Origin of the sequence: Streptomyces sp. NPDC048361, from assembly GCF_040651795.1 — a bacterium.
In the GTDB taxonomy this organism is placed as follows: domain Bacteria; phylum Actinomycetota; class Actinomycetes; order Streptomycetales; family Streptomycetaceae; genus Streptomyces.
In genome coordinates, this window is the sequence record NZ_JBEZKW010000096.1 from 1 (window position 1) to 20,748 (window position 20,748).

A 20,748-nucleotide genomic window follows, 5' to 3' on the forward strand; every position below is an offset into this window, starting at 1 on the left:
GCGCAGTTCCCCGCGCCCCTGAACTACTCGGTGCCGGGCGGCACGCACATCTTCAGCCCGTCCGGCGCGGGACCCCGGGGCCCGGTTTTCGGCGTGCGGCCCGGTGGGCGCTGGTCGCGCAGTTCCCCGCGCCCCTGAACTACTCGGTGCCGGGCGGCACGCACATCTTCAGTCCGTCCGGCGCGGGACCCCGGGGCCCGGTTTTCGGCGTGCGGCCCCGGTGGGCGGCTGGTCGCGCAGTTCCCCGCGCCCCTGGCGGGTTTCCCTTGCCAGGGTGCTCAGGGGAGGCATCCTCAGCCGGTCATGGGGGCCCCTGGCCCTTAAGGCCTTGGGGGAGTTTGAGGACGAGCGCCCTTTTAAGGCGCGATCGGGGTCTGGGGCGGAGCCCGGGGGGCTGCACTCTCAAGTAGCCGCGCGGGTGGGTGGGTGGGAAGCCCCCCGGGGCGGGGCCACCACGGGGTGCCAAGAACACCGGGGTCCCCCGAACGCACCGTTCGGAGCGCCCCCACCGCCCCCTCATGAAACCGTGGCGATACTGCCGTCACCGCCGATCCCGGGAGCCCGTCATGGCAGATCTGCAGGACGACCCCCAGAACACCTCGGCGATCGGCGAACTCGATCAGCCGACCTCAGCGCCGGCCTCCGTACCCGAGCCCCCACCGCTCGGCGACGACGACGGCCTGGACCGCGCCCGCGCGCTGCTCGCCGCGCACCCCGTGGCCGACGGGCACAACACCCTGGCGAAGGCGCTCGCACTGACCCCCTGGCACGACCTGGAGGTCGGCGAGAGCGCGCTCGACACGGACATCCCGCGGCTGCGGGCCGGCGGGGTCGGTGCGCAGTTCTGGGCGCTGACCGACGACACCGACATCACCGACCCGGCCGGCGCCACCCTGGAGCGCCTCGACCGGATCCGCTCGCTGATCGCCTCCTGCCCCCAGTGGCTGCGCCTCGCACTGACCGCGGGCGACCTCGCCGACGCCCGCAACTGCGGCCGTATCGCCTCGTTCCTCGGCCCGGTCACCGCACACGCGCTGGGCGACTCGCTCGGCACCCTGCGCTCGTACCACGTCCTGGGTGTACGGGCTCTCGCCCTGAGCCCGGGCACCCGCTGGACCGAGCCGGGCCTGTCCCGCTTCGGCCTGGAAGTGGTGCGTGAGGCGAACAGGCTGGGGATACTGCTCGACCTCTCCGGCTCCACCGAGGGCACCTGGCGCCGCACGCTCGACGCGTCCACGGCACCGGCGCTGCTCTCGCGTTCGGCGGCGGCCTCGCTCACCCGGCATCCGCTGAACGCCGCCGACGAGCTGCTCGCCGAGCTCGGGGCGCACGGCGGAGTGTGTCTGGTGAGCTTCGCCCCCGAGCAGATCGAACGCAGCGGCTCCACCGTCTCCGTACGGGATGTCGCCGATCACATCGAGCGGGTACGGGACGTGGCGGGCCCGGGCCATGTGGGTCTCTCGGGAACGTACGGTCTGAGCACCGGCGCCCCGCGCACCACGGGCCTCGAAGACGCCTCGTGCTATCCGAATCTGATCGCGGAGCTCCTCGACCGGGGCTGGACCGAGACCGAGATCGCGGCGCTGACCTGGGACAACCTCGTGCGCGTGGTGCGGGACGCGGAGTTCACGGCCCGGGCGACGGCGACCCGCAGGGCCCCGTCGGGCGCCACCATCGAGGAACTCGACGGACCCTGACGCACGGGAGGTCGGGCCCACCGGACAGCAGGGTCAGGCCCGCGGGCGCCCCATCGCGCGGTAGGTCCAGCCCGCGTCCCGCCACGTCGCCGGGTCGAGCGCGTTGCGCCCGTCCAGGATGATGCGGGAGGCCGTGGCCCCGGCCAGCTCGGCGGGGTCGAGGTCGCGGAACTCGCGCCACTCGGTGAGGTGCAGGACGACGTCGGCGCCGCGTACCGCGTCGAGCGCGGTCGGCGCGTACCCGAGCGTCGGGAAGAGGCGGCGGGCGTTGTCCATGCCCTTCGGGTCGTACACCGTGACCTGGCCGCCCTGGAGGTGGATTTGCCCGGCGACGTTGAGCGCGGGGGAGTCGCGGACGTCGTCGGAGTCGGGCTTGAAGGTGGCACCGAGCACCGCGACGCGCTTGCCGAGGAAGGTCTCGCCGCCCACCGCCTCACGGGCCAGCTCCACCATGTGGCCGCGGCGGCGCATGTTGACCGAGTCGACCTCGCGCAGGAAGGTCAGCGCCTGGTCGGCGCCGAGCTCGCCGGCGCGCGCCATGAACGCCCGGATGTCCTTGGGCAGGCAGCCCCCGCCGAAGCCGATGCCGGCCCGCAGGAACTTCTTCCCGATGCGCTCGTCGTGGCCGAGCGCCTCGGCGAGCTTCACCACGTCACCGTCGGCGGCCTCGCACACCTCGGCCATGGCGTTGATGAAGGAGATCTTGGTGGCGAGGAAGGAGTTGGCGGCGGTCTTGACCAGCTCGGCGGTGGGGAAGTCGGTCACCACGAACGGCGAGCCCTCGCCGATGGGCCCCGCGTACACCTCGCGAAGCAGCTTCTCGGCGTGCTCGCTCTCGACGCCGACCACGAGCCGGTCCGGGTGCAGGGTGTCGTCGACGGCGAAGCCCTCACGCAGGAACTCCGGGTTCCACGCCAGCTCCACGCCCTCGGGCAGCACCGCCGCGAGCCGGGCCGCCGAGCCGACCGGCACCGTGGACTTGCCCACGACGAGCGCGCCGGCGCGCAGATGCGGGGCGAGCGAGCCGAAGGCGGCGTCGACATAGCTCATGTCACAGGCGTACTCACCGTGCTTCTGCGGGGTGTTGACGCAGACGAAGTGCACATCGCCGAAGGCGCCGACCTCCTCCCAGGAGGTGGTGAAGCGCAGCCGGCCGCTCGATCCCGCGATGCCGGCGACGTGCTTGCCCAGCAGCTCCTCAAGACCGGGCTCGTACATCGGTACGCGTCCCTGGCTCAGCATCTCGATCTTCTCGGGCACCACGTCGAGCCCGAGCACCTCGAACCCGAGCTCCGCCATGGCCGCGGCATGGGTGGCCCCGAGGTATCCGGTGCCGATCACGGTGATCTTGAGGGCCATGCGGTGCTCCTGGAAGTGCGGGCTCGGGAGGCGGGTGGCTACGGGCGACAAACGCGCTGCCCGAGCATAGTCCGGCCCCGGCGAGGCCCGTTTTCCGGGCTGTCGCCAAGCTCACGTATGCCTGAGGCGCCCCGGCCCCCTAAAATTAGGTTACTTAACGGTAGTTAGCGTCCCTTGGGGAGTGAGAGACCTTGGCCGGAACGGCTGGCAACTCGGATTTCGACCTGTACCGCCCGTCCGAGGAGCACGACATGCTCCGCGACGCCATCCGCTCGCTCGCCGAGGCGAAGATCGGCCCGTTCGCGGCCGAGGTCGACGAGCAGGCGCGCTTCCCGAGGGAGGCGCACGACGCGCTGGTCGCCAACGACCTGCACGCCGTGCACGTGCCGGAGGAGTACGGCGGCGCGGGCGCCGACGCGCTGGCGACCGTCATCGTGATCGAGGAGGTCGCGCGGGTCTGCGCCTCCTCCTCCCTCATCCCGGCCGTCAACAAGCTCGGCTCGCTCCCGGTGATCCTCTCCGGCTCCGAGGAGCTGAAGAAGAAGTACCTGGGCCCGCTCGCCAAGGGCGAGGGCATGTTCTCGTACTGCCTCTCCGAGCCGGACGCCGGCTCCGACGCGGCGGGCATGAAGACCAAGGCCGTGCGCGACGGCGACTTCTGGGTCCTCAACGGCGTGAAGCGCTGGATCACCAACGCCGGTGAGAGCGAGTACTACACGGTCATGGCCGTGACCGACCCCGAGAAGCGCTCGAAGGGCATCAGCGCCTTCGTCGTCGAGAAGTCCGACGAGGGCGTCTCCTTCGGCGCCCCCGAGAAGAAGCTCGGCATCAAGGGCTCGCCGACCCGCGAGGTCTACCTCGACAACGTCCGCATCCCCCTCGACCGCATGATCGGCGAGGAGGGCACGGGCTTCGCGACCGCGATGAAGACCCTGGACCACACCCGCATCACCATCGCGGCCCAGGCCCTCGGCATCGCGCAGGGCGCCCTCGACTACGCCAAGGGCTACGTCCAGGAGCGCAAGCAGTTCGGCAAGCCGATCGCCGACTTCCAAGGCATCCAGTTCATGCTGGCCGACATGGCCATGAAGCTGGAGGCGGCCCGCCAGCTCACGTACGCGGCCGCCGCCAAGTCCGAGCGCCTCGACGCCGACCTGACGTTCTTCGGCGCCGCCGCCAAGTGCTTCGCCTCCGACGTCGCGATGGAGGTCACCACCGACGCCGTCCAGCTCCTCGGCGGCTACGGCTACACCCGCGACTACCCGGTGGAGCGCATGATGCGCGACGCGAAGATCACCCAGATTTATGAAGGCACGAATCAGGTTCAGCGCATCGTGATGTCGAGGAACCTGCCGTAGCAGGGTTTTCGCAGCTCAGACCGCCTTCTAGGGCGATCGCGGAGCGGCTGTCGCTTCCGGCCCGTTCGGGTCCGTTCCGGGCTGTTCCTGGGCGTCATGCTGGGGAAATCCTGGGCTAGAACTAGCCCGTAGACGTGGGCTGACCTGTACAAACGACAAGGCCCCCGGCGTGATGCCGGGGGCCTTTCGTGTGGGGTAGATCAGGCGACCGCATCCCCCTCGGTGGGATCGTCCGCGTCGGGGGTCAGCATGCTCGCGATGGCTGCGCGTCCGCGCTGCTCGGCCCCTTCGAAGATGTAGTGGTAATGCTCGCGGAGCACGTCCGTGCTGCTGTGTCCCATCCAGTCGGCCACGTCGTTCTCAGGGACGCCCGCGTAGAGCAGCCGAGACCCGTAGTAGTGCCGCATCGAGTGTGGCTTGCAGTAGGGCACTGCACCCTTGCTCAGGGCCACCATCCAGATCTGACGGTAGAAGTACGAGGCGTACAGGTATCCCGTGCGCGTCACGTTGGGGAAGAGCAGCCCCTCCGGTCCCCACACCCCGTGGTTCTTGATGTGCCGACGCAGCTCAAAGGCGACGTTGGGAGGAAGCGGCACGATACGGCCTGGCTCCTCCTCATCGCGAGCCTTGATGTGCCGTCGCTGTAGCGCACTGTTCTTCCCTGATTCGGATGCGCCGTCCTCTGCGATCTGAAAGTCCACGCGCAGGACCTCGTCCTTGAAGTCGATCTGATCCCGAGAGACCGCCATGGCCTCACCGATACGAAGCCCGCATCCGGCCATCAGCCAAAGCATCGCCCGGTAGCGGGCAGGGGCTCCATCGAGCATGGCCAACACCTCCCGCGTCGTGAGACGGCGGGCATTGGTCTTGTGCTCTCGTATCTCCTTGGCGCGGCTCCCTGCGTGCCGGACTTTCTTGCACGGATTGCGTCCGATGATTTCGTTGACGACGGCCCAGTCCATCATTCCCGAGAAGAACGAGAATCGTTGACGGCGAGTTCGGGCGGAGAGCTTGCGGTCATGCTCCATCCACAAGAGCCATTGCTCAATGTCTGCCACTTTCAGGGACACGATGGAGCGCGCCTTGAAGAAAGGGGCGAGCGTCGTGTTCTGGATCGAGCGGTACTGCTTCTTAGTGCTGTTCTCCAGCTTCCTTTGATTGGTCCACTGCTCCCAAACCGCCGTTACGGGTTGCTTGCCCAACTTGTCGTCCAGGTACGTCCCCGCGTCTAGCTCCCGCTCTTTCCGCTTGCGGTGATCGTCGGCGCGCGTCTTGGTCGCGAAGGACTTTTGTCGCTGCTTGCCGTCGGGGTCATACCAGTAGGTGGTCCACTTCTTCGGGTCGTCCGTTGACCTCGTCACCCATGCCCTTGCCACGTCTGAGCTGCCCTTTCTCATGCAGATGGGCCCACCCCCGGTTTGGGCCGACCCGCTCCTGATCAGGATGCACATGGTCCACCCAGGGTTGTCAACCGAAGGTGGACCACCGTCTGTGGTACCTTCTTTGCCATGGCATATGAGAATGGCTTCGAGATCACCCAGCACCAGGGAGCGTGGGACATCCGCATGTGGTGGCCGACCGGACCGGTAACCGGTGGCCCGCAGCGCATCACCATCGAGCAGGCGAAGGACGCCCCCGCCCGGGACGTAGCACGCGGGATTTCCACGACGGTGCTCCGCAGGCTCGATCTCACCGACGCTGTACGCGCGGTACAGGAACACGCTCCGAGCATCGAAGAGCAGGCGCGAGAGATCACCCAGGCCATTGAGGAATCAGGCAAGGGGGCTGGGCGGTTGCTTGCGGACCAAGGAGTCTCGGCTCCTTACCTCGTGGCGCTCTCGACCGTGTACGTCCATATGGCGAACACCGGGGCAACCCGTCCCGTTGACTGGCTGGCGCGGCTGATTGAGCGTCGCCCGGAGACCGTGCGGGACCACCTAAAGAAGGCGCGCAGGGACGGGTACTTGAGTTCCCTCACTGGCAAGGCCGGCGGGGAGCTGACCGACAAGGCCAGGGCCGCACTCGACTCCATGCCGGAAGCGGGAGGTGCTGAGTAACCCCGGCTCTTCCGCACCCCGCATGACCACGCCCCCGAGGCCATCGGGGGTTTTCTTTTCTCGGAGGAACCTTTGGCGAAGCTGATGACCGTTGATGATGTAGCCGACTACCTGAACGTCCCTGAGTCCTGGGTGTACGGGAACTGGAAGCGCAAGGAGATCCCCTTCCGGAAGGTGGGGCAGGCCCTTCGGTGTCGCCCCAATGACCTTGACCGCTGGCTGGACGAGCAGGGGACGAAGTGAGTTACCGGTTCGCCAAGGTCTACCGGCCGGAGCACTCGAACCCCGCGATCGGGAGCGCTGTACTGCACCTGGAATTGCGCATGTGGCTCTTGGCGCTAGATCGGATGCAGCGTGGCGGACACGCGCCGCTCCGCTCCGGCGAGTTGGAATTGATCTTGACCAAGGAGAACGGGGAGCCCTTTCACGCGAGCCGTTATCGGCAGGCGCGATGCAACTTGATCAACTCGGGACTACTCGCGCCCTCCTCCACGGCCCGCTGCCTGCTCATCCCTTCCACAGTGGCCGCGATGGACGCGCCCTCACGGAAACGGCGGGAGGAGTGCGCTACCCACGGGCACAACATCCCCTGGGACGGTGGCCACGGTGACTGGATGTTCCGCACGCCGGGCGACGCTGAGCGCTGGGAAGCGGAGTGCGACAACATCGCCAGGGGCGGGGGACCGTTCCACTCCGGCGCGTGGGTGGAGTCCTTGCGGCTGCGCACGGACCAGAGCGTTAACGAAACCGTGGCTTCGGCGGCCTGATACCAAGGGCGGGCCCTACGCCCCTTCTTAAATAGGAGGTTCAGGCCGGGGCGGGCTGTAGGAGCCCCGGAAGAGATTCATAAGTTAGATCAGCCAGGGCCGGTCCCTTGAAGGGGGCGGCCTTGCTCTGTCATGACTTGACACTGAATCAGATACAGAGTTTGCGTCTCTCCACCTCACACAGGTTCGGTGGCCATGAGATCTCCGGGCGAAGCCTCTACTCGTGATATGTGCCTCATCTTTGAGGCCTACCGCACGTATCTCAAGAGGTAACACCTACATACTGTGTGAGAGAACACTCCGATGTAGCGTCCCCTGAGTGCGGCAGAGACACCGACATTAATAGTGAAGAGGCCTCGGGGCCCCGGCATCGTCTGACGCCGGGGCCCCTTTTTGTGCCAAATGAATCGCATCGAAGCGAGTAATCGCGAGGAGTGCCCCATGTTTGATCGTCATGCTTTCGCTGCCCGTCGTCTCACTCTCGGTCTGTCCGTTGAGGAGCTGGCCGACGAAATGGTTGTCGCCCCGTCCACGGTCTACCGGTGGGAGTCCGGCGAGACCACCCCGAGTCTCCGCACTCTCGTCCAGGCATCCCGCCATCTGTGCACGCCGCTGCTGTCCCTGCTGACCGAAGACGACACCGAACACCGCCGCAAGGCGACGGCCATTGATGCCCTCCTCCGTGAAGGCGTCTCTCAGTCCTGATACAAGCCGAACAATTGATTAGGAGGTGTCGCCTGTGAGCGACGCCCAGACCGATTCCCATTACCAGACCGCCGTGCCGACCGACCCTTCCCATGCGGTCCGTGCCGATGTTCAGCGAGAGTATGCCGCCAAGCTGGCCAAGGCAGAGTTCAGGGCTCAGGCGGCTCAGTCCGGTGTCACGCTCGGCGATGGATTCACTGAGTACCTGGATACGTCCAAGCTCCTCGGGGAGGACGGCACCCCCTCGGCCGAGGCCATCGCGAAGGCACTGGCTCCGATGATTCCTGCACGGCCATCGGAGTTCGCCTCGCTCGTTGGCGCCGGTTTCCACCGCAGTGGCGACCGAGCGCAACAGCCCCCGCGCGTTTCCCTTGATGTCCGTAAGCGCTGATCAGGAGTACCTATATGACCTTTGCCTACCAGAACCCTGCTACTCACACCTTCGTTCCGGAAATTTGGAACGCTGATCTACTGACCCAGTTCGATCCGCTACTGGTCTGGGCTTCGCCGATCGTCTCCAACAATAAGTATGAGGGAGACATCACTAAGCAGGGCGATGTAGTCCACATCAATAGCCTTCTGCGGCCCTCGGTCGGTGACTACAAGCTGCCCGACGGTATGACCGCCCAGCGGCCGGAGACCGTTGATCAGAAGCTTCCGATTACTGAGGCGAAGTACCTTCAGGTGCTCATTGAGGACGCCGAGCGCATCCAGGTCGTTAGCGGTAATCTCAACTCCCCGATTAATCAGCAGATGATCCGGTCCCTTGCACGTGAGGCCGACACCTTCATGGGCGACATCATCGCGAAGGGCGCCACGGCTCTGCCGAACGTCAAGGCGACGGCAGCCACGGCCCCGCAGGCGCTCTACAGCGCCATCCTGGACATGATGCTGGCCCTGGACGACAACGACACCCCGGCAGGCCGGTACGTGGTCGTCTCGCCCCGCGTGAAGCGGTATCTCATCGAGCATCCGGCCGTTGCCAACGCTGCGGCATACGGCGAAGGGGGTGTGACCGCGAACGGTGTTGTTGCCCGCCTGGCTGGCTTCGTCATTCTGACGACCACGGCCATGCCAAAGGGTGTGGACATCGTGGCCGGACATTCGGAGTTCAGTACATACGCCAGCCAGTTCAGGGGCTTCCGTGAGGGCCAGTCGGAGCGATACCGGGCCGACTACATCGACACTCTCCACCTGTACGGCGGCAAGATCGTGCGATACCCCGAGCTGGACACGAAGAAGGCTGACAACACCTTTGATGAGTCCAAGCCGACGAGGGGAATCGTCAAGGCCGCCGTGGAATGGGTCACCGCGGCTTGATGGGTTCATTGCTTCGGTCCCCTCTGCGCACGGCGGAGGGGACCGTTTCTTTCACGCTCGGTAGGTCAGGGCCCCAGCCGGCCGCAGACCGTGAGTGACGAAAAACCAAGCACTAGGTGTCTTTTCTCTGCTTTCGTGACACCACCCTCAGCAGTTTTTACCTTGAGGCCGAAATGAAGACTTAAATACGGGGTTCTGGGCTACAGTTTTTACCTTTACGGTTGCTGTCCGGCGTCGCAAGTGGAGGGGAATCGACATTCGCGCCGAATTCTCGGTAATTTGATACCCGTACACGATGGAAGGAAGGCACCCCCGGTGGGTCCTATTCGAATCATCTAAGGCGTTACCCCCGTTCGTGCATTCCTGAGAGTAATGATTCAGTTATCTGTGTGTTACTGTTTCGTGATTCGGGAAGGGCAGGGTTGATCTTGCACCGCAGCGACATGAGCGGATGGCCGTCAGAGCAACGCTCCGGCCGCGCAACGACTTAACTCGGACCGACTCGAATCAAAGGATCCCGCGCTATGCGTAAGACAGTGCTCATGCCCGTGGAAAAGGTTCTGTGCGATGCCCACATAGCGCGTGACGGTTCCGAGGAAGACGCGACGGACACACTGACACTGGGGCGCCATTCATGGGACCTGTGCCTGGAACACAACGTCGTCTTTGGTCGCTATCTCGTGGATGCGTTGGGGGTGCCATCGGGGGGAGTGGTGGCGGAACCCGATCCTGCACCGGCTGATGAGTCCGCCCCTGTTGTGGTCGAACCTGAACCCGTGGCCGTGGTGGCGACGGATGCTGAGGTGGAGCACCAAGAGGACGACGTGAGCGAAGAAGCGATCGAGTCTGAACCTGTGCGGTCCGTGATGCTGGCTGGTGAGGTACCCGGCTATGACTGGGAGTCGGCCCGTGCGGCACTGCGGAACATGGGTTACGAGGTAGTTGGGCGTGCGGACGAGAGCACTGTCCTACTGGTCCTGGGAGAGGGTGGCGAACGTAACGGTACGAAGCTGAGGGATGCCGCCGAGCGTGGCATTCCGTGCATGGACGTACGGGAGCCTGGCCGTTTCAAGTCGGCTGTACTGGTGGGGGAGTTGGTCGGTGGTGACCCGCTTCCGGAGCCTGCCAAGGTGGGGCCCAGGGTCATGTCCGAGCGTGAACGCAACAAGGCCGTCCGCCGATGGGCCGTGGCCCAGGGCTACACCGTGCCCACGCGTGGGCGACTCCCGATGCATGTGAAGCACGCGTACATCCTGGCTCACAAGGATGTGTTGGAGGGAAAAGCGGTAGCGGCCTGAATGCCGCGCCCCTGGTGACGGCTGCCACGTGCGGCCGTCACCCCGGGCCCCGTGACCTGAGTGTGTGGAAGAACGCGAAGGGATACGGGGCGGAGTCGAAGCCGTCCAAGGGGGACTGCACCCCCGGTTCTTGGGTCACCTGGACCACACCTCGGGGCAGGGAGCGGACAGGGGTCGTGAGCAGTGACCCGCTGTCGGTGGCCGCCGCACGGCGCCACGTGCCCACGGACAAGGTGACCCGCTGTACCGCCGTGATCATTCCGGCGGATGGGGGCGACATGCTGCCCCTGTTGCGCAGGACGGCCAAGGAACCCAACTTTCAGACAAAGGACGGGGGCCGTTGGCGGTCCGTCGTCCCCCGTGACCGAAGCAACTCCAGGGAAGCGAAAGCAGCATGAGCACACCTGTCTTCTACGGCCCGATCGGCCGCGCCGTCCAGCGCATTGCCCCGTATCTCGAAACGGACGCGCTCGGGGTATACGTCGCCGCGCTGTCCATGTGGTCGGCCGCGATCGGCGGCACGGCCAAGGTGTCATCCCGTGGCTCCGCCCGGCCTGTACTCCTGTGGTCGGCCCTGGTAGCAGGGACGGGCCGGGGTAAGGGAACGGCGCTCCGAGCCGCTCAGCACCTGTTGGACCCGGCCTTGGGCCGCTTCCTGGCAACCCACACCACATCGGGGATCACGTCCGGGGCGAGTCTGGTCAACCACCTTTGGGAACAACAGGAGGCGACCACGGAAACCGAACGGGGTCGGGATGTGCGGGCCCTGGTGGTGGAAGAGGAATGGACAGAGATCCTGAAGCGGGTCAAGCGTGATCCGTCGTTCACGACCAAGCTCCGGGCCGCGTGGGACGGGACGACACTCCGCAACACCACCAAGGAAGAGGCCCAGGAGGTCCGCGACCCTGCCATGGTGCTGCACTCCCACATCACGCCGTCCGACTGGGAAAAATACGTCGGCCAGTCGGACGCCGCCGGAGGCTCCTACAACCGCATCCTCCCGTTCCTCCTCGGCTCCGTCCCGATGCTCGACGATGACCGGGTGAGCCTGCCGAAGGTGGACGGTTCTGAACTGGCCGACGCCTACGCATGGGCCACCGTCCGGCCCCGCGTCCTGACCCTCTCCGAGGCGGCCCGCCCGCTGTGGCGCATCGTGCGCCGCTACGCGCGCGTCCTCGGCGAGACCCTGCCCGAAGCACAGGCCGTGTTCATCGAGCGCACCGCCGAGCAGACACTCAGGGTCGCAGGTTGCCTGGCCGCCGCCGAATGCTCTGAGACCATCACGGACGAAATGCTGGGAGCCGCGTTCTCGCTCGTGCGCCGCTCGGTCCAGGATGCTGTCCGGATCAGTAAGGGGGCCGATGCCCCCAGGGCGAAGCGGCAACCGGCCAGTCTCACGGACAAGGTCCGGGCCCGGATCGAACTCAACGGGGGACGGGCCACTTCCTCTCAGGTCCTCCCGTACGTGGGAGCGAGCGCCGAAGAGGTCAAGGCACTGCCCGGAATCGTCGTCACCGTCGAGAGGTCGGGGAAGACGGGCCGACCGGCGACCGTTTTCACGCTCCGCGGGGACAGTTCACCGCATCCGCAGGAACCGGCCTCCCATTCTCGGACGCCGACGCCGGCCGATCCCGCCACCGCCCGGAACCGGGACAGTTCCCATTACACAGAGGCCCAGCCGGCCAGCGCGGAGAGTGAAGGAAACCGCGCCACGGTCGTCCATCTCGACGCCTACCGCCCGACACCCAAGCAAGCCCCGGGGCAGGCACCCGAACCGGTGAAGCGGTCGGAACCGCTCTCCACTTCCAACCCGTTCATGGCGTTGCTCTGAACCGCTCGAATCAAATCAAGAGCGCCCCTGCCGTATTCGGCAGGGGCGTTCCTTTGCTTGGTCAGCGGTTCAAGTCCCGGTACTCCTCCAACAGGCGCAGAGCGGGGGCGAATGTGCCGCGCCCCACGCCTCGGCACCGTTGATCAAGCGGCAGTGTCCACACTTCCCAGCACGACATGCACCGCATCACCGTCGAGTGCTCGGGATCACGCTCCGTGCTACCGCCGCACAAGGGGCACTGCTGCATGAGGACTCCCTACGCCGTGACGTCGAACTCCCCCAGCTTGGCACCCGGAAGGAAGTCCGCCCACTCCACGGTGGTGAACTCGACCGTCTGACCCGTCGCGGAGTTGCGCACCGCGACCGTACCGGGAACGTTGGTCGCCACCTCAACGCACAACTTGTTGTTGTTGTCGTACTTGCATGCACTGGACGTGCGGAACTCGAATTCGGGGACTGCGCTCATCGTGCCTATCCCTTCGCCAGGCCTGCGGGGAAGCGGTCCCCGCGCCGTCTGGGTGCTTCGGCTTCCTCTGGGTCCGAAGCGGTTCCCTCACTGCGCAGGGCAGCACCCCGGTTGGGGGCGGACCGGGCCGGGAGCCTGAGCACGTCTTCTCAGCAAAGGAACACGACCTGTCCCTACTCGCGGTTGTCCGGTCGGGGGAATGAGGCCCGCTCCTGCCACATCGCGCCGCCGCGACTGTGGAAAGAGCGGGAGTATCGAGGGCGGACGGTCACGGCGGCCCGTCACACGTCGCAGTCGCACGTCCAGTAGTCGTATACGTGCCACGTACTGTGATCGACCACCATGCAACAACGGACGCCGTAGCAGACCTGGCAATGGGTCTTCCGGCTCACGGCGACCTTGTCTATATACCTGTCGAAGAACTCGACCATGGGCCGATAACGCGGGTCGGTCCATGACGCAGTCACTGAGGGGCGTTGAGAAAGCGGACTGCCACCCCACGACGTCGAACCTCCGCCATGAACGCATAGGGCCCCAAACCCCGAGCACCCGTGGTGATGGTCGAGCCGTTCTCAGCGGCGATACTCAGAGCGAGCCGATACAGCGCGGCCATCGTCTCGTCCGGGCTCAACTCCTCGGGCGTGTATGCAGCCTGCTGACTCATGAGCGACCGATGTCGTCGAGGCTCCCGACCCGGATCACTTCCGCCAGCTTCACGGCCAGATCGGCGGGCAACTGACCCACGTCTACCCAGGCCGTCCCCCTACGGGTCACCAGCGGACGCAGGTGCATGATCTGAGACGCCCCGGCCCCCAAGTCACTCAGGGCCACTCTGAGCGCGTCCGTCGCGTCCTGCGCATGATCCCACGCCGCGTGCCAGTCCTGCGTGTTCATCATCGACGACCCCCCTTCGCGTGGGGGTGGTTCCGCACCTCCGCCGCAGCGTCGTAAGCGTCACGCCACCTCTCAGCGGTCCTTGCCTCTTCCAGCTCCCTCACGAGCGCCGCGCACACCCCGCATGCGTCGGCCGGCGTGCAGTCGTAGAGAAAGGCTTCCACCGCCCCGGGCAACTCCACCGGCGGCTGCGGATACTTCAACGGAGTGGTCATTTGGTGTCCCCTCGCTGCGGCTGCTGCGGTGACACGACTTTGCCCGCCCCCGAGTTCGTATGCTCACTCCGTTGCAGTTTGTTGCAGACGACTTATTCGAAGGAACGCCGCGCGGTGTCGATCAAACCCCTTGCCTGCGCGCCATGTTGAGCCATACGGGACAGCTCCGCGAACACCCGCGCGTACGTGTGCACCTCACTTGGCTGCGTGATGGTGACCTCAGCGGTGAGGAGTTCAACGGCTACTTGATCATCGAGCATGAGGAACGTCTCCTGTCCCCACATGACGCGTGGGGCCGCGCGCGGAATCACCCCGAGCGAGACGTTCGGCAGACGTGTGACTGCCGAGAGGTAGTCGAGCTGCGCGGTCATGGTTGCGGCGTCGCCGTGCTGAAAGTAGAGGACGTGTTCCTCGATGAGGAAGGCGAAGCTGTGCCCCCTCTCGTGGAGGACCCCAGAACGCTTCACGCGCGCTCGCGCGGCCTCCCGCGCGTCGTTGGGCACCCGCCGGAACGCGGAGACAGAAAGCAGGAGTTCATAGGCGTACTCCTCCGTCTGGAGAAGTCCAGGGATGACGCGTGAGCAGTAGCTACGGAACCGCTCTGTCCGCTCGTACAGCGGTACCGCGTCGTCCTGAAGCCGACGCATGCCGGTGCGGTTCTTGCGTCGCCACTCGACGTATAGAGACTCCGCGTGCCTGGACGCCGCGATCAGGTCAGCTGCCTGTTCTTCGACGCCGCACGCCTCACACCATGCGCGGATGTCTGAACCCGAGGGCAGAGTACGGACGTTCTCGATGCGCGACGTTTTGGCCTTGTTCCAGCCGCACAGGTCTGCCAGCCCCTGCACAGTCAGACCCGCGTCTTTGCGAAGGTCCTGTAGGCGCTTCGCTACGGACTTCCGGGCCTGTTCGGTACCGGAGAATGATGACGATGGCATGGGCTGACGTACCTGTTGCTGGTTACCGGGCCTCGTACTCCTTGTGCGGGACAGCGCGGTCCCACACCGCTTCGAAGGCACCGACGCAGAGCCTCACGACGTCCGGGTCTTCGGTCAGCTCCTGCCCTACCTTCCGGCCGTGTCCGTCGAACAGGTTGAACTCGACGAGTTGGCCGTCGTAGATCCAGAAGTCGTTGGCCGGTAGTGCGATCCCGGTTGCGCGGTGCCTACCGAGCCAGCGCACTTGCTCCCCGGCGTCGATGTTGAGCTGGGTCCCCGCGTGCTCGTACTTGATGTACTCGCTGACAGGTTCGCTGACGATCCGGGCGCGGCGAATCTCAACCCCTCGGGAGACCGTCTCCTCAACGAGATCCAACCAATCACGCCGATAGGCCGGATCGGTCCGGCTGGGGTCGTTGCCAGCGCGCCAGGCGGCCAACGTCTCGACCTCGTTCTTGACCGCGTAGGCGTCTCGCATCTCCAGATGTACGGCCGAGACGCGGCAGGATCGGAACAGGTCAAGCCAGCTCGTTGTGGATGCGCTCAGCTTCATCACATGCCTTCCGGATCTGGGCGATCATGCGGGCCGGGAGCCTGATAATCCCCTCGGAGTCGGGGAGGTGCCCGAACTCCCCTGCCATCTCCTTGGTCTTCTCGTCGCCGTTCCAGCCTTGGAACACGAGGTCAGCATTCGTGTCGTCCACAAGCACGGTGGGGCAGTCGTGACCATCGGTGTTGGGGTCTTTGCCGAAGAACAGTAGTGACATGGCTACCTCTCCTGCGTCGAGCGGGTTGCGTTCTGTTGCATGAGCCTGGATGTGATCAGCTTGGCGCGTCAAGAGCGCACGGAGCCACCTTGAGGCGGCCAGATCATCGCGCACAGGCCTGAGCAGCGAGGACGCGCGGCCACCCTGGGGGAATCCTGGGGAGGCCCCGTCGCAAGGGGGTATCTGTGCAGGTCAGAGCCGCAAGAGCTGTAGAGCACGCAGATTTATGAAGGCACGAACCAGGTTCAGCGCATCGTGATGTCGAGGAACCTGCCGTAGCACGTGCTCGCGGAGCGCGTCCGTACTGCTGTGGCCCGTCCGGTCGGCCACAGCAGTCCCGGGGACGCCCGCGTACGAACCGGAGAACGCCCCTGCCGGATACGGCAGGGGCGTTCGCCTGTTGGTCAGCGGCGTAGGGCCCGGAACGCTTCCAGTGTCCGCAGCGCTCCCATGAGGGCTGGTCGGTGACCGGGGCAGGGCCGCTCCCGGGGCAGTGCCACCACTTCCCAGCACGACATGCAGCGCATCACCCCTAGGTGCTCCGGATCGGGCTCGGCACTACCACCGCACCGGGGGCACTCCTGCATGACGACTCCTTACGCGGCCACGTCGAACTCACCCAGCTTGGCACCGCTGAGGAAGTCGCTCCACTCCGTGGCCGTGAACTCCACCGTCTCACCCGTGGCGGAGTTGCGGACCGCCACCCTGCCAGGGACGTTCGTCGCCACCTCGACACAGCGCGGGTCGCTGTTGTTGTACGTGCACGCGTTGGACGTGCGGAACCTGAACTCTGGGACTGCGGTCATCGTGTCCATCCCTTCGCCGTGCCTGCGGGGAAGCGGTCCCCGCGCCGCCGTGCAACCTTCACCGGCGCATACGCCACATGCTCGGTCATGACTGAACGGTGTGGTCGAGACTCCCGACCCGGATAACCTCAGCGACCTCTCAGCCAGGTAAACGGGCAACTGACCCACATCGACCCATGCCGTTCCCTTGCGGCTCACCATGGGTCGCAAGTGCGACGTCTGCGACACGCCGGCCCCCATGCCGTTCAGGGCTTCTCTGAGCACGTCCGTCGCATCCTGCGCCCGGTCCCACGCGTCGCGCCACTCCTGCGTCTCCATCACTGCCCCCGCTGCGCGTGGGGGTGATTCCTGACCTCCGCAGCAGCGTCGTAGGCCACACTCCACTTCTTCGCCACCCTGGCTTCCCTCAGCTCTCTCGCGAGAGCCGTACAGACCCCGCAACCCTCCACCGGGGTGCAGTCATACAGGTAGGCCTCCACCGCCCCCGCCAACTCCACCGGCGGCTGTGGGTACTTGAACGGAGTAGTCATGGCTTCCCTTCCTCGGTGGGTCTGTCGTGTCGAGAACCGTAGGAAGGGAGAAGGCACGGTGGGGCGGATGTTGCACGACGTTGTACGCCTTCACTCCCGGAGAGTAGTGAGCGCTTTAAGGATCACGGCCCTGGCCTTGGGGCCGTAGGCAGCCGCCCGCCCCATCTGATGGAAGGCACTGAGGTACGCATCGACCTCTGCTCGGTCGGTGACGCGGACCATAGCGGTCAGAGTCTCCACCTGGATCTCGCGGTCATCGAATGCGTAGAACGATTCGAGCGGCCACACCGGGCGGCGTGACATGTGCGGGATGATTCCGAACGCCAAGTTCGAGCGCCCGATGACGGCCAGGAAATGTTCAAGTTGCTCGGCATGGTGAGCCAGTTCGGTCATCGGCATATAGAGAGCCGACTCTTCTACGAGAATGGACACCTGGCTGCTTTTGAGCGTGGCGGCCGAGCGCTCCAGGCGAGCCTGTACGGCGTCCTCGACATCATCGGGAAGGTTCCTGAATTGGCGGATCGTGCGGAGAATGCCGCGGGCGTACGCTTCCGTCTGAAGCATCCCCGGGAGCACTCCGCAGCTATACACACGGAAGGCTCGTGTCTCCTGGTAGATGTGGCTGCGTTGAGCCTTGCCAAGGCCGCCTCGGAGGTACTGAGTCCACTGGACGTAGAGCGTCTTGGCCGTCCGCGTGGTGTTGATCAGTGCTTCTGCTTCTTCTGGCTTTCCGCATGCCGTGCACCATGCGCGGATGTCGGCAGGCCTGGGAATCGTCTTACGGTTGATGATCCGGTGACTCTTGGAGCGGTCCCAGCCGCACAGAGCGGCCAGTCGAGCCCCTGACAGATCGGCATCCTCCATCATTCGAGTGAGCCGGTCGGCAACTGCCTTGTGGGCTTCTTCAGCCGTCGACAGTGGTGAGGTCATGGACTGGCCGCTGTTCTTTCAGACCGTGTACTTGTCGTGGGGGACAGCTCGTTCCCAGACTGCTTCGAACATGTCGACACATCGCGCCGCCACGTCCGCCTGCTCCGTGAAGTCGGTGTGCACCCAACGCCCGTCGCCGTCAAAGACGTTGAACTGGACCAGCTTTCCGTCGAACAGCCAGAAGTCATTGCCTGGCAACAGCAGATCGGATGCCTGTCGACGGGGGAGCCACCGAACTTGCTCCCCGCAGGCGGCGTTGCCGAAGGTGACGTCGTGCTCCCACCTGATGTAGTCCGAGACGGGCTCTCCAACCACTCGTGCACGGCGTACCACGACGCCTTGGGCTGTCACGTCTTCGATGAGGCCGTGCCAGTCCTCGCGCCACCACGAGGAACGGTCGTTCCAGTCCTTTCGCTCTCCTGCCAGCCACGCGTCGAAGGCCGGATGCTCCCCAGGAACGGCATACGCGTCGCGAGTCTCAAGGTGTACCGCTGAGCGCTCGCACTGGCGGAGCAGATGGGCGAACTCAGCCAGACTCTGCGACACGGATTGCCTCCTTGAGAAGCGGGATCATCCTGGGCTCCAGGACGATCAGCGTCTCATCCTCGGCGCGGGGCGAGTCGGCCACCGTGCGCGCCTGAGCGTCTTCCCCGGCCCGTCGCCCCTGCACCAGCAGCCGCCTGTTGTCATCCACCCAGACCGCCGGGCATCCGTTCACGTCCGACTCGGGGTCTTTGCCGATGAAGGTGTAGGTCATGGTGCGCCCTCCCAGTAGAGGTGTTGCACTGCGGTGCAGCCTGTTACATGAGCCTCGACGGTCGAACTCCCGCGGGTCAAGAGGGCAGTTCGTCAACAGCCGGTAGTGAGGCGCGCTGCTGGGCAGGTCAGGGCCGTAAGAGATGTACGGCACAGCCCGCAGATCTACGAGGGCAGTCATCGTCGTCGCGGGTGCCGCTGTCGGTGAGTCGGGTCGGTCCCTCACGCTCCATGCCGAACCCCCTTGTCCGGTGGCCTGGTTGGGCCGTCGTCCATGGCCGTATGGCCCGGACGCCCTGACCAACACACGCTCACCGCAAGCGAGTTGAAGAAGGGCCCGCATCCGGCGTGTGCCACGGATGCGGGCCCTTCGGCCTCAAGGGAGCGGTCAGGCGCGGTCGGTGGACTTGCGGCGGCGGGTGACGACGACCGCGCCCGCGCCGAGCACCAGGGCCGCGCCGCCCGCGAGGGCGAGCTGCGGCATCGCGGAGGACGAACCGGTGGCGGCCAGCGCGCCGGTGGCCGATGTGGCGGTCACGGGGGTGGCCGCCGCCCCGCCCTGCGCGGTGGGCGTCGAGCCGCCGGCCGCGGGCTTGGCGGGCGGCGTCGGGCGGTCCTTGTCCTCCACCGGCTGCGGCTTCGCGGTGTCGCCGGCCGGCTTGCTGCCCGCAGGCAGGACCTTGAAGGTGTAGCCCTTCATCGGGCCGAGGATGCACGGGTTGTACGCGTCGGAGGCGTTGCCCGCGATCAGGGCGTCGCCCTTGCCCGCCTTGGCCTTGGCGTCGACCGTCAGACGGACCTTCACTTCGATCGTCGAGCCGCCCTTGACGCCCTTCGCGGGCGCGACGATGGACGGCTCGTCCGGGAGCTCCTTCCACACCGTGCCGTCGAGCCACTGCGCCTTGCCCTGCGCGGTGTGGACGAAGAACAGAGGGTTCAGGTCGACGACGCGGGCGGTGCCGTTGGACACCCGGAAGGAGAAGTCGACCGTGGTGCCCGCGACGACCTCCGCGGGCAGCCCCTTCAGCTCGGAGGAGACACCGGTCTGCCAGACACACTCGCCGGCCGCCTTGAGCGCCGCGTCGGCATCCTTCTTGGCCTTCTCGGCGTCCTTCTTGGCCTTGCTCGCCGCGTTCCCCTTGCGCAGGGCGTCGATCCGCAGGTCTTCGAGGGCGCGCTGCTCGCTCTTCTTCTTGGCGTCGGCCGTCTTCAGGGCCGCGGTGGCCTCCTTCGCGGTGGCCTCGGCGTCGGTGACCGCCTTCTGTGCGGCCGCCTTCTCCTGCGGGCTCGCGGTGGCGGGGAGCTCGGTGAGCTTGGCCTTCGCCTCGGTGACCGCCTTGTCGGCCGCCTCCTTGGCCGTTCCGGCCTTCTCGGTGGCGGCGACGGCGTCACGGAACGGCTTGGCCTCGGGGGCGTCGTCGCGCATCAGCTTGTCGAGCAGCGCCTGCTGGTCGCTGTCGGCCTGGACGGCCGTGTCGTACGCCTTCGTCGCGTCGGCTGCGGCCTTCTCCAGCTCGGCATACGTGGACTTCTGCGACGGCGCCGCGGGCCTGGCCTCGGCGGCGGACGCGGGGGACACCGAAAGCAGCACGGCCGGGGCGGTCACGGCGGCGGCGACGGTGGTGGCGAGAATGCGTCGGATATTCAAGTGAGCCCTTTGTCTGGGTCCGAAAGGCTTGCCGTCGGCGCCGCGGTGGATTTCACGCCGCGCGACGGCAGCGATCGTAGGGCTGGGTTTGGGGCAGGCAAAGGCAGTTGAGGGTGGAGTTAAAGCGGTACGCGACACTCCGGCGGAATTAATCCGTACAAAACGGGACGGTTGCTCTCGGACGCTGTGGTTTTCCTGTGAGGCATGTCATGTGCGGGCGCCGCCGGTCGCTCGGGACATGGGAAAAGGTCCGGCCGGCCGCACGGTGCATGGAAAAAAGGCCGGCCCGCCGCCGGGGAACCGGCGGGCCCGGGCCCCCAGGACAGGGGGGGGGGGGAAATTACCCGCACCAAGTGGGCGGTATTAAACACATAATTACGACCCCCCAAACACCCACCACGAGCAA

23 protein-coding genes are annotated in these 20,748 nt (G+C 66.0%); 10 read left to right on the top strand and 13 right to left on the bottom strand.

From position 1 onward, the window contains the following. Positions 1 to 566: 566 nt before the first annotated feature. The gene (locus AB0D31_RS32780; RefSeq protein WP_362729954.1) at positions 567 to 1,697 is read left to right on the top strand and encodes a dipeptidase; all 1,131 of its coding nucleotides are present in this window, start codon (positions 567 to 569) and stop codon (positions 1,695 to 1,697) included. Positions 1,698 to 1,730: 33 nt separating this feature from the next. Here AB0D31_RS32780 and AB0D31_RS32785 read toward each other — a convergent pair whose 3' ends face one another. Further along, on the bottom strand, positions 1,731 to 3,056 hold the full coding sequence (locus tag AB0D31_RS32785; RefSeq protein WP_362729957.1) for a UDP-glucose/GDP-mannose dehydrogenase family protein: 1,326 nt from the start codon (positions 3,054 to 3,056) through the stop codon (positions 1,731 to 1,733). A 191-nt stretch (positions 3,057 to 3,247) separates the two neighbouring features. Between AB0D31_RS32785 and AB0D31_RS32790 the strand changes: the two genes are divergently transcribed. Further along, positions 3,248 to 4,414, top strand: a complete 1,167-nt coding sequence (locus tag AB0D31_RS32790) for an acyl-CoA dehydrogenase family protein (protein ID WP_362729960.1) — start codon at positions 3,248 to 3,250, stop codon at positions 4,412 to 4,414. A 200-nt stretch (positions 4,415 to 4,614) separates the two neighbouring features. Here AB0D31_RS32790 and AB0D31_RS32795 read toward each other — a convergent pair whose 3' ends face one another. Next, on the bottom strand, positions 4,615 to 5,790 hold the full coding sequence (locus tag AB0D31_RS32795) for a site-specific integrase (RefSeq protein WP_362730012.1): 1,176 nt from the start codon (positions 5,788 to 5,790) through the stop codon (positions 4,615 to 4,617). A 132-nt stretch (positions 5,791 to 5,922) separates the two neighbouring features. Between AB0D31_RS32795 and AB0D31_RS32800 the strand changes: the two genes are divergently transcribed. From AB0D31_RS32800 to AB0D31_RS32835, 8 genes are all read left to right on the top strand, one after another. After that, the gene (locus AB0D31_RS32800) at positions 5,923 to 6,471 is read left to right on the top strand and encodes a hypothetical protein (protein WP_362729963.1); all 549 of its coding nucleotides are present in this window, start codon (positions 5,923 to 5,925) and stop codon (positions 6,469 to 6,471) included. Positions 6,472 to 6,555: 84 nt separating this feature from the next. Beyond that, positions 6,556 to 6,714 (top strand): helix-turn-helix domain-containing protein, encoded by a 159-nt coding sequence (locus AB0D31_RS32805; protein WP_362730014.1) that lies wholly within the window; start codon positions 6,556 to 6,558, stop codon positions 6,712 to 6,714. Next, positions 6,711 to 7,238, top strand: a complete 528-nt coding sequence (locus AB0D31_RS32810) for a hypothetical protein (protein WP_362729966.1) — start codon at positions 6,711 to 6,713, stop codon at positions 7,236 to 7,238. The genes AB0D31_RS32805 and AB0D31_RS32810 overlap by 4 nt, the downstream gene beginning before the upstream one ends. A gap of 441 nt (positions 7,239 to 7,679) precedes the next feature. Next, positions 7,680 to 7,943, top strand: a complete 264-nt coding sequence (locus tag AB0D31_RS32815; RefSeq protein WP_362729969.1) for a helix-turn-helix transcriptional regulator — start codon at positions 7,680 to 7,682, stop codon at positions 7,941 to 7,943. A gap of 34 nt (positions 7,944 to 7,977) precedes the next feature. Continuing rightward, positions 7,978 to 8,334, top strand: coding sequence for a hypothetical protein (locus tag AB0D31_RS32820; RefSeq protein ID WP_362729972.1), 357 nt, complete (start codon positions 7,978 to 7,980; stop codon positions 8,332 to 8,334). Between the two features lie 14 nt (positions 8,335 to 8,348). Beyond that, a complete protein-coding gene (locus AB0D31_RS32825) occupies positions 8,349 to 9,263 on the top strand; it encodes a hypothetical protein (RefSeq protein ID WP_362729975.1) in 915 nt (304 codons plus the stop codon). A gap of 524 nt (positions 9,264 to 9,787) precedes the next feature. Next, complete coding sequence (locus tag AB0D31_RS32830) at positions 9,788 to 10,561, top strand: histone-like nucleoid-structuring protein Lsr2 (protein WP_362729978.1); 774 nt, start codon at positions 9,788 to 9,790, stop codon at positions 10,559 to 10,561. Between the two features lie 643 nt (positions 10,562 to 11,204). After that, a complete protein-coding gene (locus AB0D31_RS32835; protein ID WP_362729981.1) occupies positions 11,205 to 12,392 on the top strand; it encodes a DUF3987 domain-containing protein in 1,188 nt (395 codons plus the stop codon). Positions 12,393 to 12,648: 256 nt separating this feature from the next. On the opposite strand, the gene AB0D31_RS32840 is transcribed toward AB0D31_RS32835, so the two are convergent. From AB0D31_RS32840 to AB0D31_RS32890, 11 genes are all read right to left on the bottom strand, one after another. Beyond that, positions 12,649 to 12,858 (bottom strand): DUF397 domain-containing protein, encoded by a 210-nt coding sequence (locus AB0D31_RS32840; RefSeq protein WP_362729984.1) that lies wholly within the window; start codon positions 12,856 to 12,858, stop codon positions 12,649 to 12,651. Between the two features lie 660 nt (positions 12,859 to 13,518). Continuing rightward, a complete protein-coding gene (locus AB0D31_RS32845; protein ID WP_362729985.1) occupies positions 13,519 to 13,752 on the bottom strand; it encodes a hypothetical protein in 234 nt (77 codons plus the stop codon). Positions 13,753 to 14,059: 307 nt separating this feature from the next. Next, entirely contained in the window at positions 14,060 to 14,905 is an 846-nt protein-coding gene (locus AB0D31_RS32850; protein ID WP_362729988.1) for a helix-turn-helix transcriptional regulator, read from the bottom strand. 22 nt (positions 14,906 to 14,927) lie between these two features. Then, positions 14,928 to 15,458, bottom strand: coding sequence for a DUF6879 family protein (locus AB0D31_RS32855; RefSeq protein WP_362729991.1), 531 nt, complete (start codon positions 15,456 to 15,458; stop codon positions 14,928 to 14,930). Continuing rightward, positions 15,424 to 15,672 carry a hypothetical protein gene (locus AB0D31_RS32860; RefSeq protein ID WP_362729993.1) on the bottom strand — a complete coding sequence of 83 codons (249 nt, stop codon included), beginning with the start codon at positions 15,670 to 15,672 and terminating at the stop codon, positions 15,424 to 15,426. Before AB0D31_RS32860 ends, AB0D31_RS32855 begins: the two co-directional genes overlap by 35 nt. 596 nt (positions 15,673 to 16,268) lie before the next feature. Further along, positions 16,269 to 16,478, bottom strand: coding sequence for a DUF397 domain-containing protein (locus AB0D31_RS32865; RefSeq protein WP_362729996.1), 210 nt, complete (start codon positions 16,476 to 16,478; stop codon positions 16,269 to 16,271). 317 nt (positions 16,479 to 16,795) lie between these two features. Beyond that, positions 16,796 to 17,008: a hypothetical protein gene (locus tag AB0D31_RS32870; protein ID WP_362729998.1), complete on the bottom strand. Its 213-nt coding sequence runs from the start codon at positions 17,006 to 17,008 to the stop codon at positions 16,796 to 16,798. A 90-nt stretch (positions 17,009 to 17,098) separates the two neighbouring features. Continuing rightward, a complete protein-coding gene (locus AB0D31_RS32875) occupies positions 17,099 to 17,938 on the bottom strand; it encodes a DUF5753 domain-containing protein (RefSeq protein ID WP_362730001.1) in 840 nt (279 codons plus the stop codon). 18 nt (positions 17,939 to 17,956) lie between these two features. Next, entirely contained in the window at positions 17,957 to 18,484 is a 528-nt protein-coding gene (locus AB0D31_RS32880; protein ID WP_362730004.1) for a DUF6879 family protein, read from the bottom strand. Continuing rightward, positions 18,465 to 18,695, bottom strand: coding sequence for a hypothetical protein (locus AB0D31_RS32885; protein WP_362730007.1), 231 nt, complete (start codon positions 18,693 to 18,695; stop codon positions 18,465 to 18,467). Before AB0D31_RS32885 ends, AB0D31_RS32880 begins: the two co-directional genes overlap by 20 nt. A gap of 387 nt (positions 18,696 to 19,082) precedes the next feature. Further along, a complete protein-coding gene (locus AB0D31_RS32890; RefSeq protein ID WP_362730009.1) occupies positions 19,083 to 20,342 on the bottom strand; it encodes an LPXTG cell wall anchor domain-containing protein in 1,260 nt (419 codons plus the stop codon). Positions 20,343 to 20,748: the final 406 nt, after the last annotated feature.

What these genes read in the sequence shown, in the direction of transcription:
- AB0D31_RS32780 (WP_362729954.1), top strand. Translation starts at nt 567, where the DNA reads ATGGCAGATCTGCAGGACGACCCCCAGAACACCTCGGCGATCGGCGAA.
- AB0D31_RS32785 (WP_362729957.1), bottom strand. Translation starts at nt 3,056, where the DNA reads ATGGCCCTCAAGATCACCGTGATCGGCACCGGATACCTCGGGGCCACC.
- AB0D31_RS32800 (WP_362729963.1), top strand. Translation starts at nt 5,923, where the DNA reads ATGGCATATGAGAATGGCTTCGAGATCACCCAGCACCAGGGAGCGTGG.
- AB0D31_RS32805 (WP_362730014.1), top strand. Translation starts at nt 6,556, where the DNA reads ATGACCGTTGATGATGTAGCCGACTACCTGAACGTCCCTGAGTCCTGG.
- AB0D31_RS32815 (WP_362729969.1), top strand. Translation starts at nt 7,680, where the DNA reads ATGTTTGATCGTCATGCTTTCGCTGCCCGTCGTCTCACTCTCGGTCTG.
- AB0D31_RS32825 (WP_362729975.1), top strand. Translation starts at nt 8,349, where the DNA reads ATGACCTTTGCCTACCAGAACCCTGCTACTCACACCTTCGTTCCGGAA.
- AB0D31_RS32830 (WP_362729978.1), top strand. Translation starts at nt 9,788, where the DNA reads ATGCGTAAGACAGTGCTCATGCCCGTGGAAAAGGTTCTGTGCGATGCC.
- AB0D31_RS32840 (WP_362729984.1), bottom strand. Translation starts at nt 12,858, where the DNA reads ATGAGCGCAGTCCCCGAATTCGAGTTCCGCACGTCCAGTGCATGCAAG.
- AB0D31_RS32845 (WP_362729985.1), bottom strand. Translation starts at nt 13,752, where the DNA reads ATGAACACGCAGGACTGGCACGCGGCGTGGGATCATGCGCAGGACGCG.
- AB0D31_RS32850 (WP_362729988.1), bottom strand. Translation starts at nt 14,905, where the DNA reads ATGCCATCGTCATCATTCTCCGGTACCGAACAGGCCCGGAAGTCCGTA.
- AB0D31_RS32855 (WP_362729991.1), bottom strand. Translation starts at nt 15,458, where the DNA reads ATGAAGCTGAGCGCATCCACAACGAGCTGGCTTGACCTGTTCCGATCC.
- AB0D31_RS32860 (WP_362729993.1), bottom strand. Translation starts at nt 15,672, where the DNA reads ATGTCACTACTGTTCTTCGGCAAAGACCCCAACACCGATGGTCACGAC.
- AB0D31_RS32865 (WP_362729996.1), bottom strand. Translation starts at nt 16,478, where the DNA reads ATGACCGCAGTCCCAGAGTTCAGGTTCCGCACGTCCAACGCGTGCACG.
- AB0D31_RS32870 (WP_362729998.1), bottom strand. Translation starts at nt 17,008, where the DNA reads ATGACTACTCCGTTCAAGTACCCACAGCCGCCGGTGGAGTTGGCGGGG.
- AB0D31_RS32875 (WP_362730001.1), bottom strand. Translation starts at nt 17,938, where the DNA reads ATGACCTCACCACTGTCGACGGCTGAAGAAGCCCACAAGGCAGTTGCC.
- AB0D31_RS32885 (WP_362730007.1), bottom strand. Translation starts at nt 18,695, where the DNA reads ATGACCTACACCTTCATCGGCAAAGACCCCGAGTCGGACGTGAACGGA.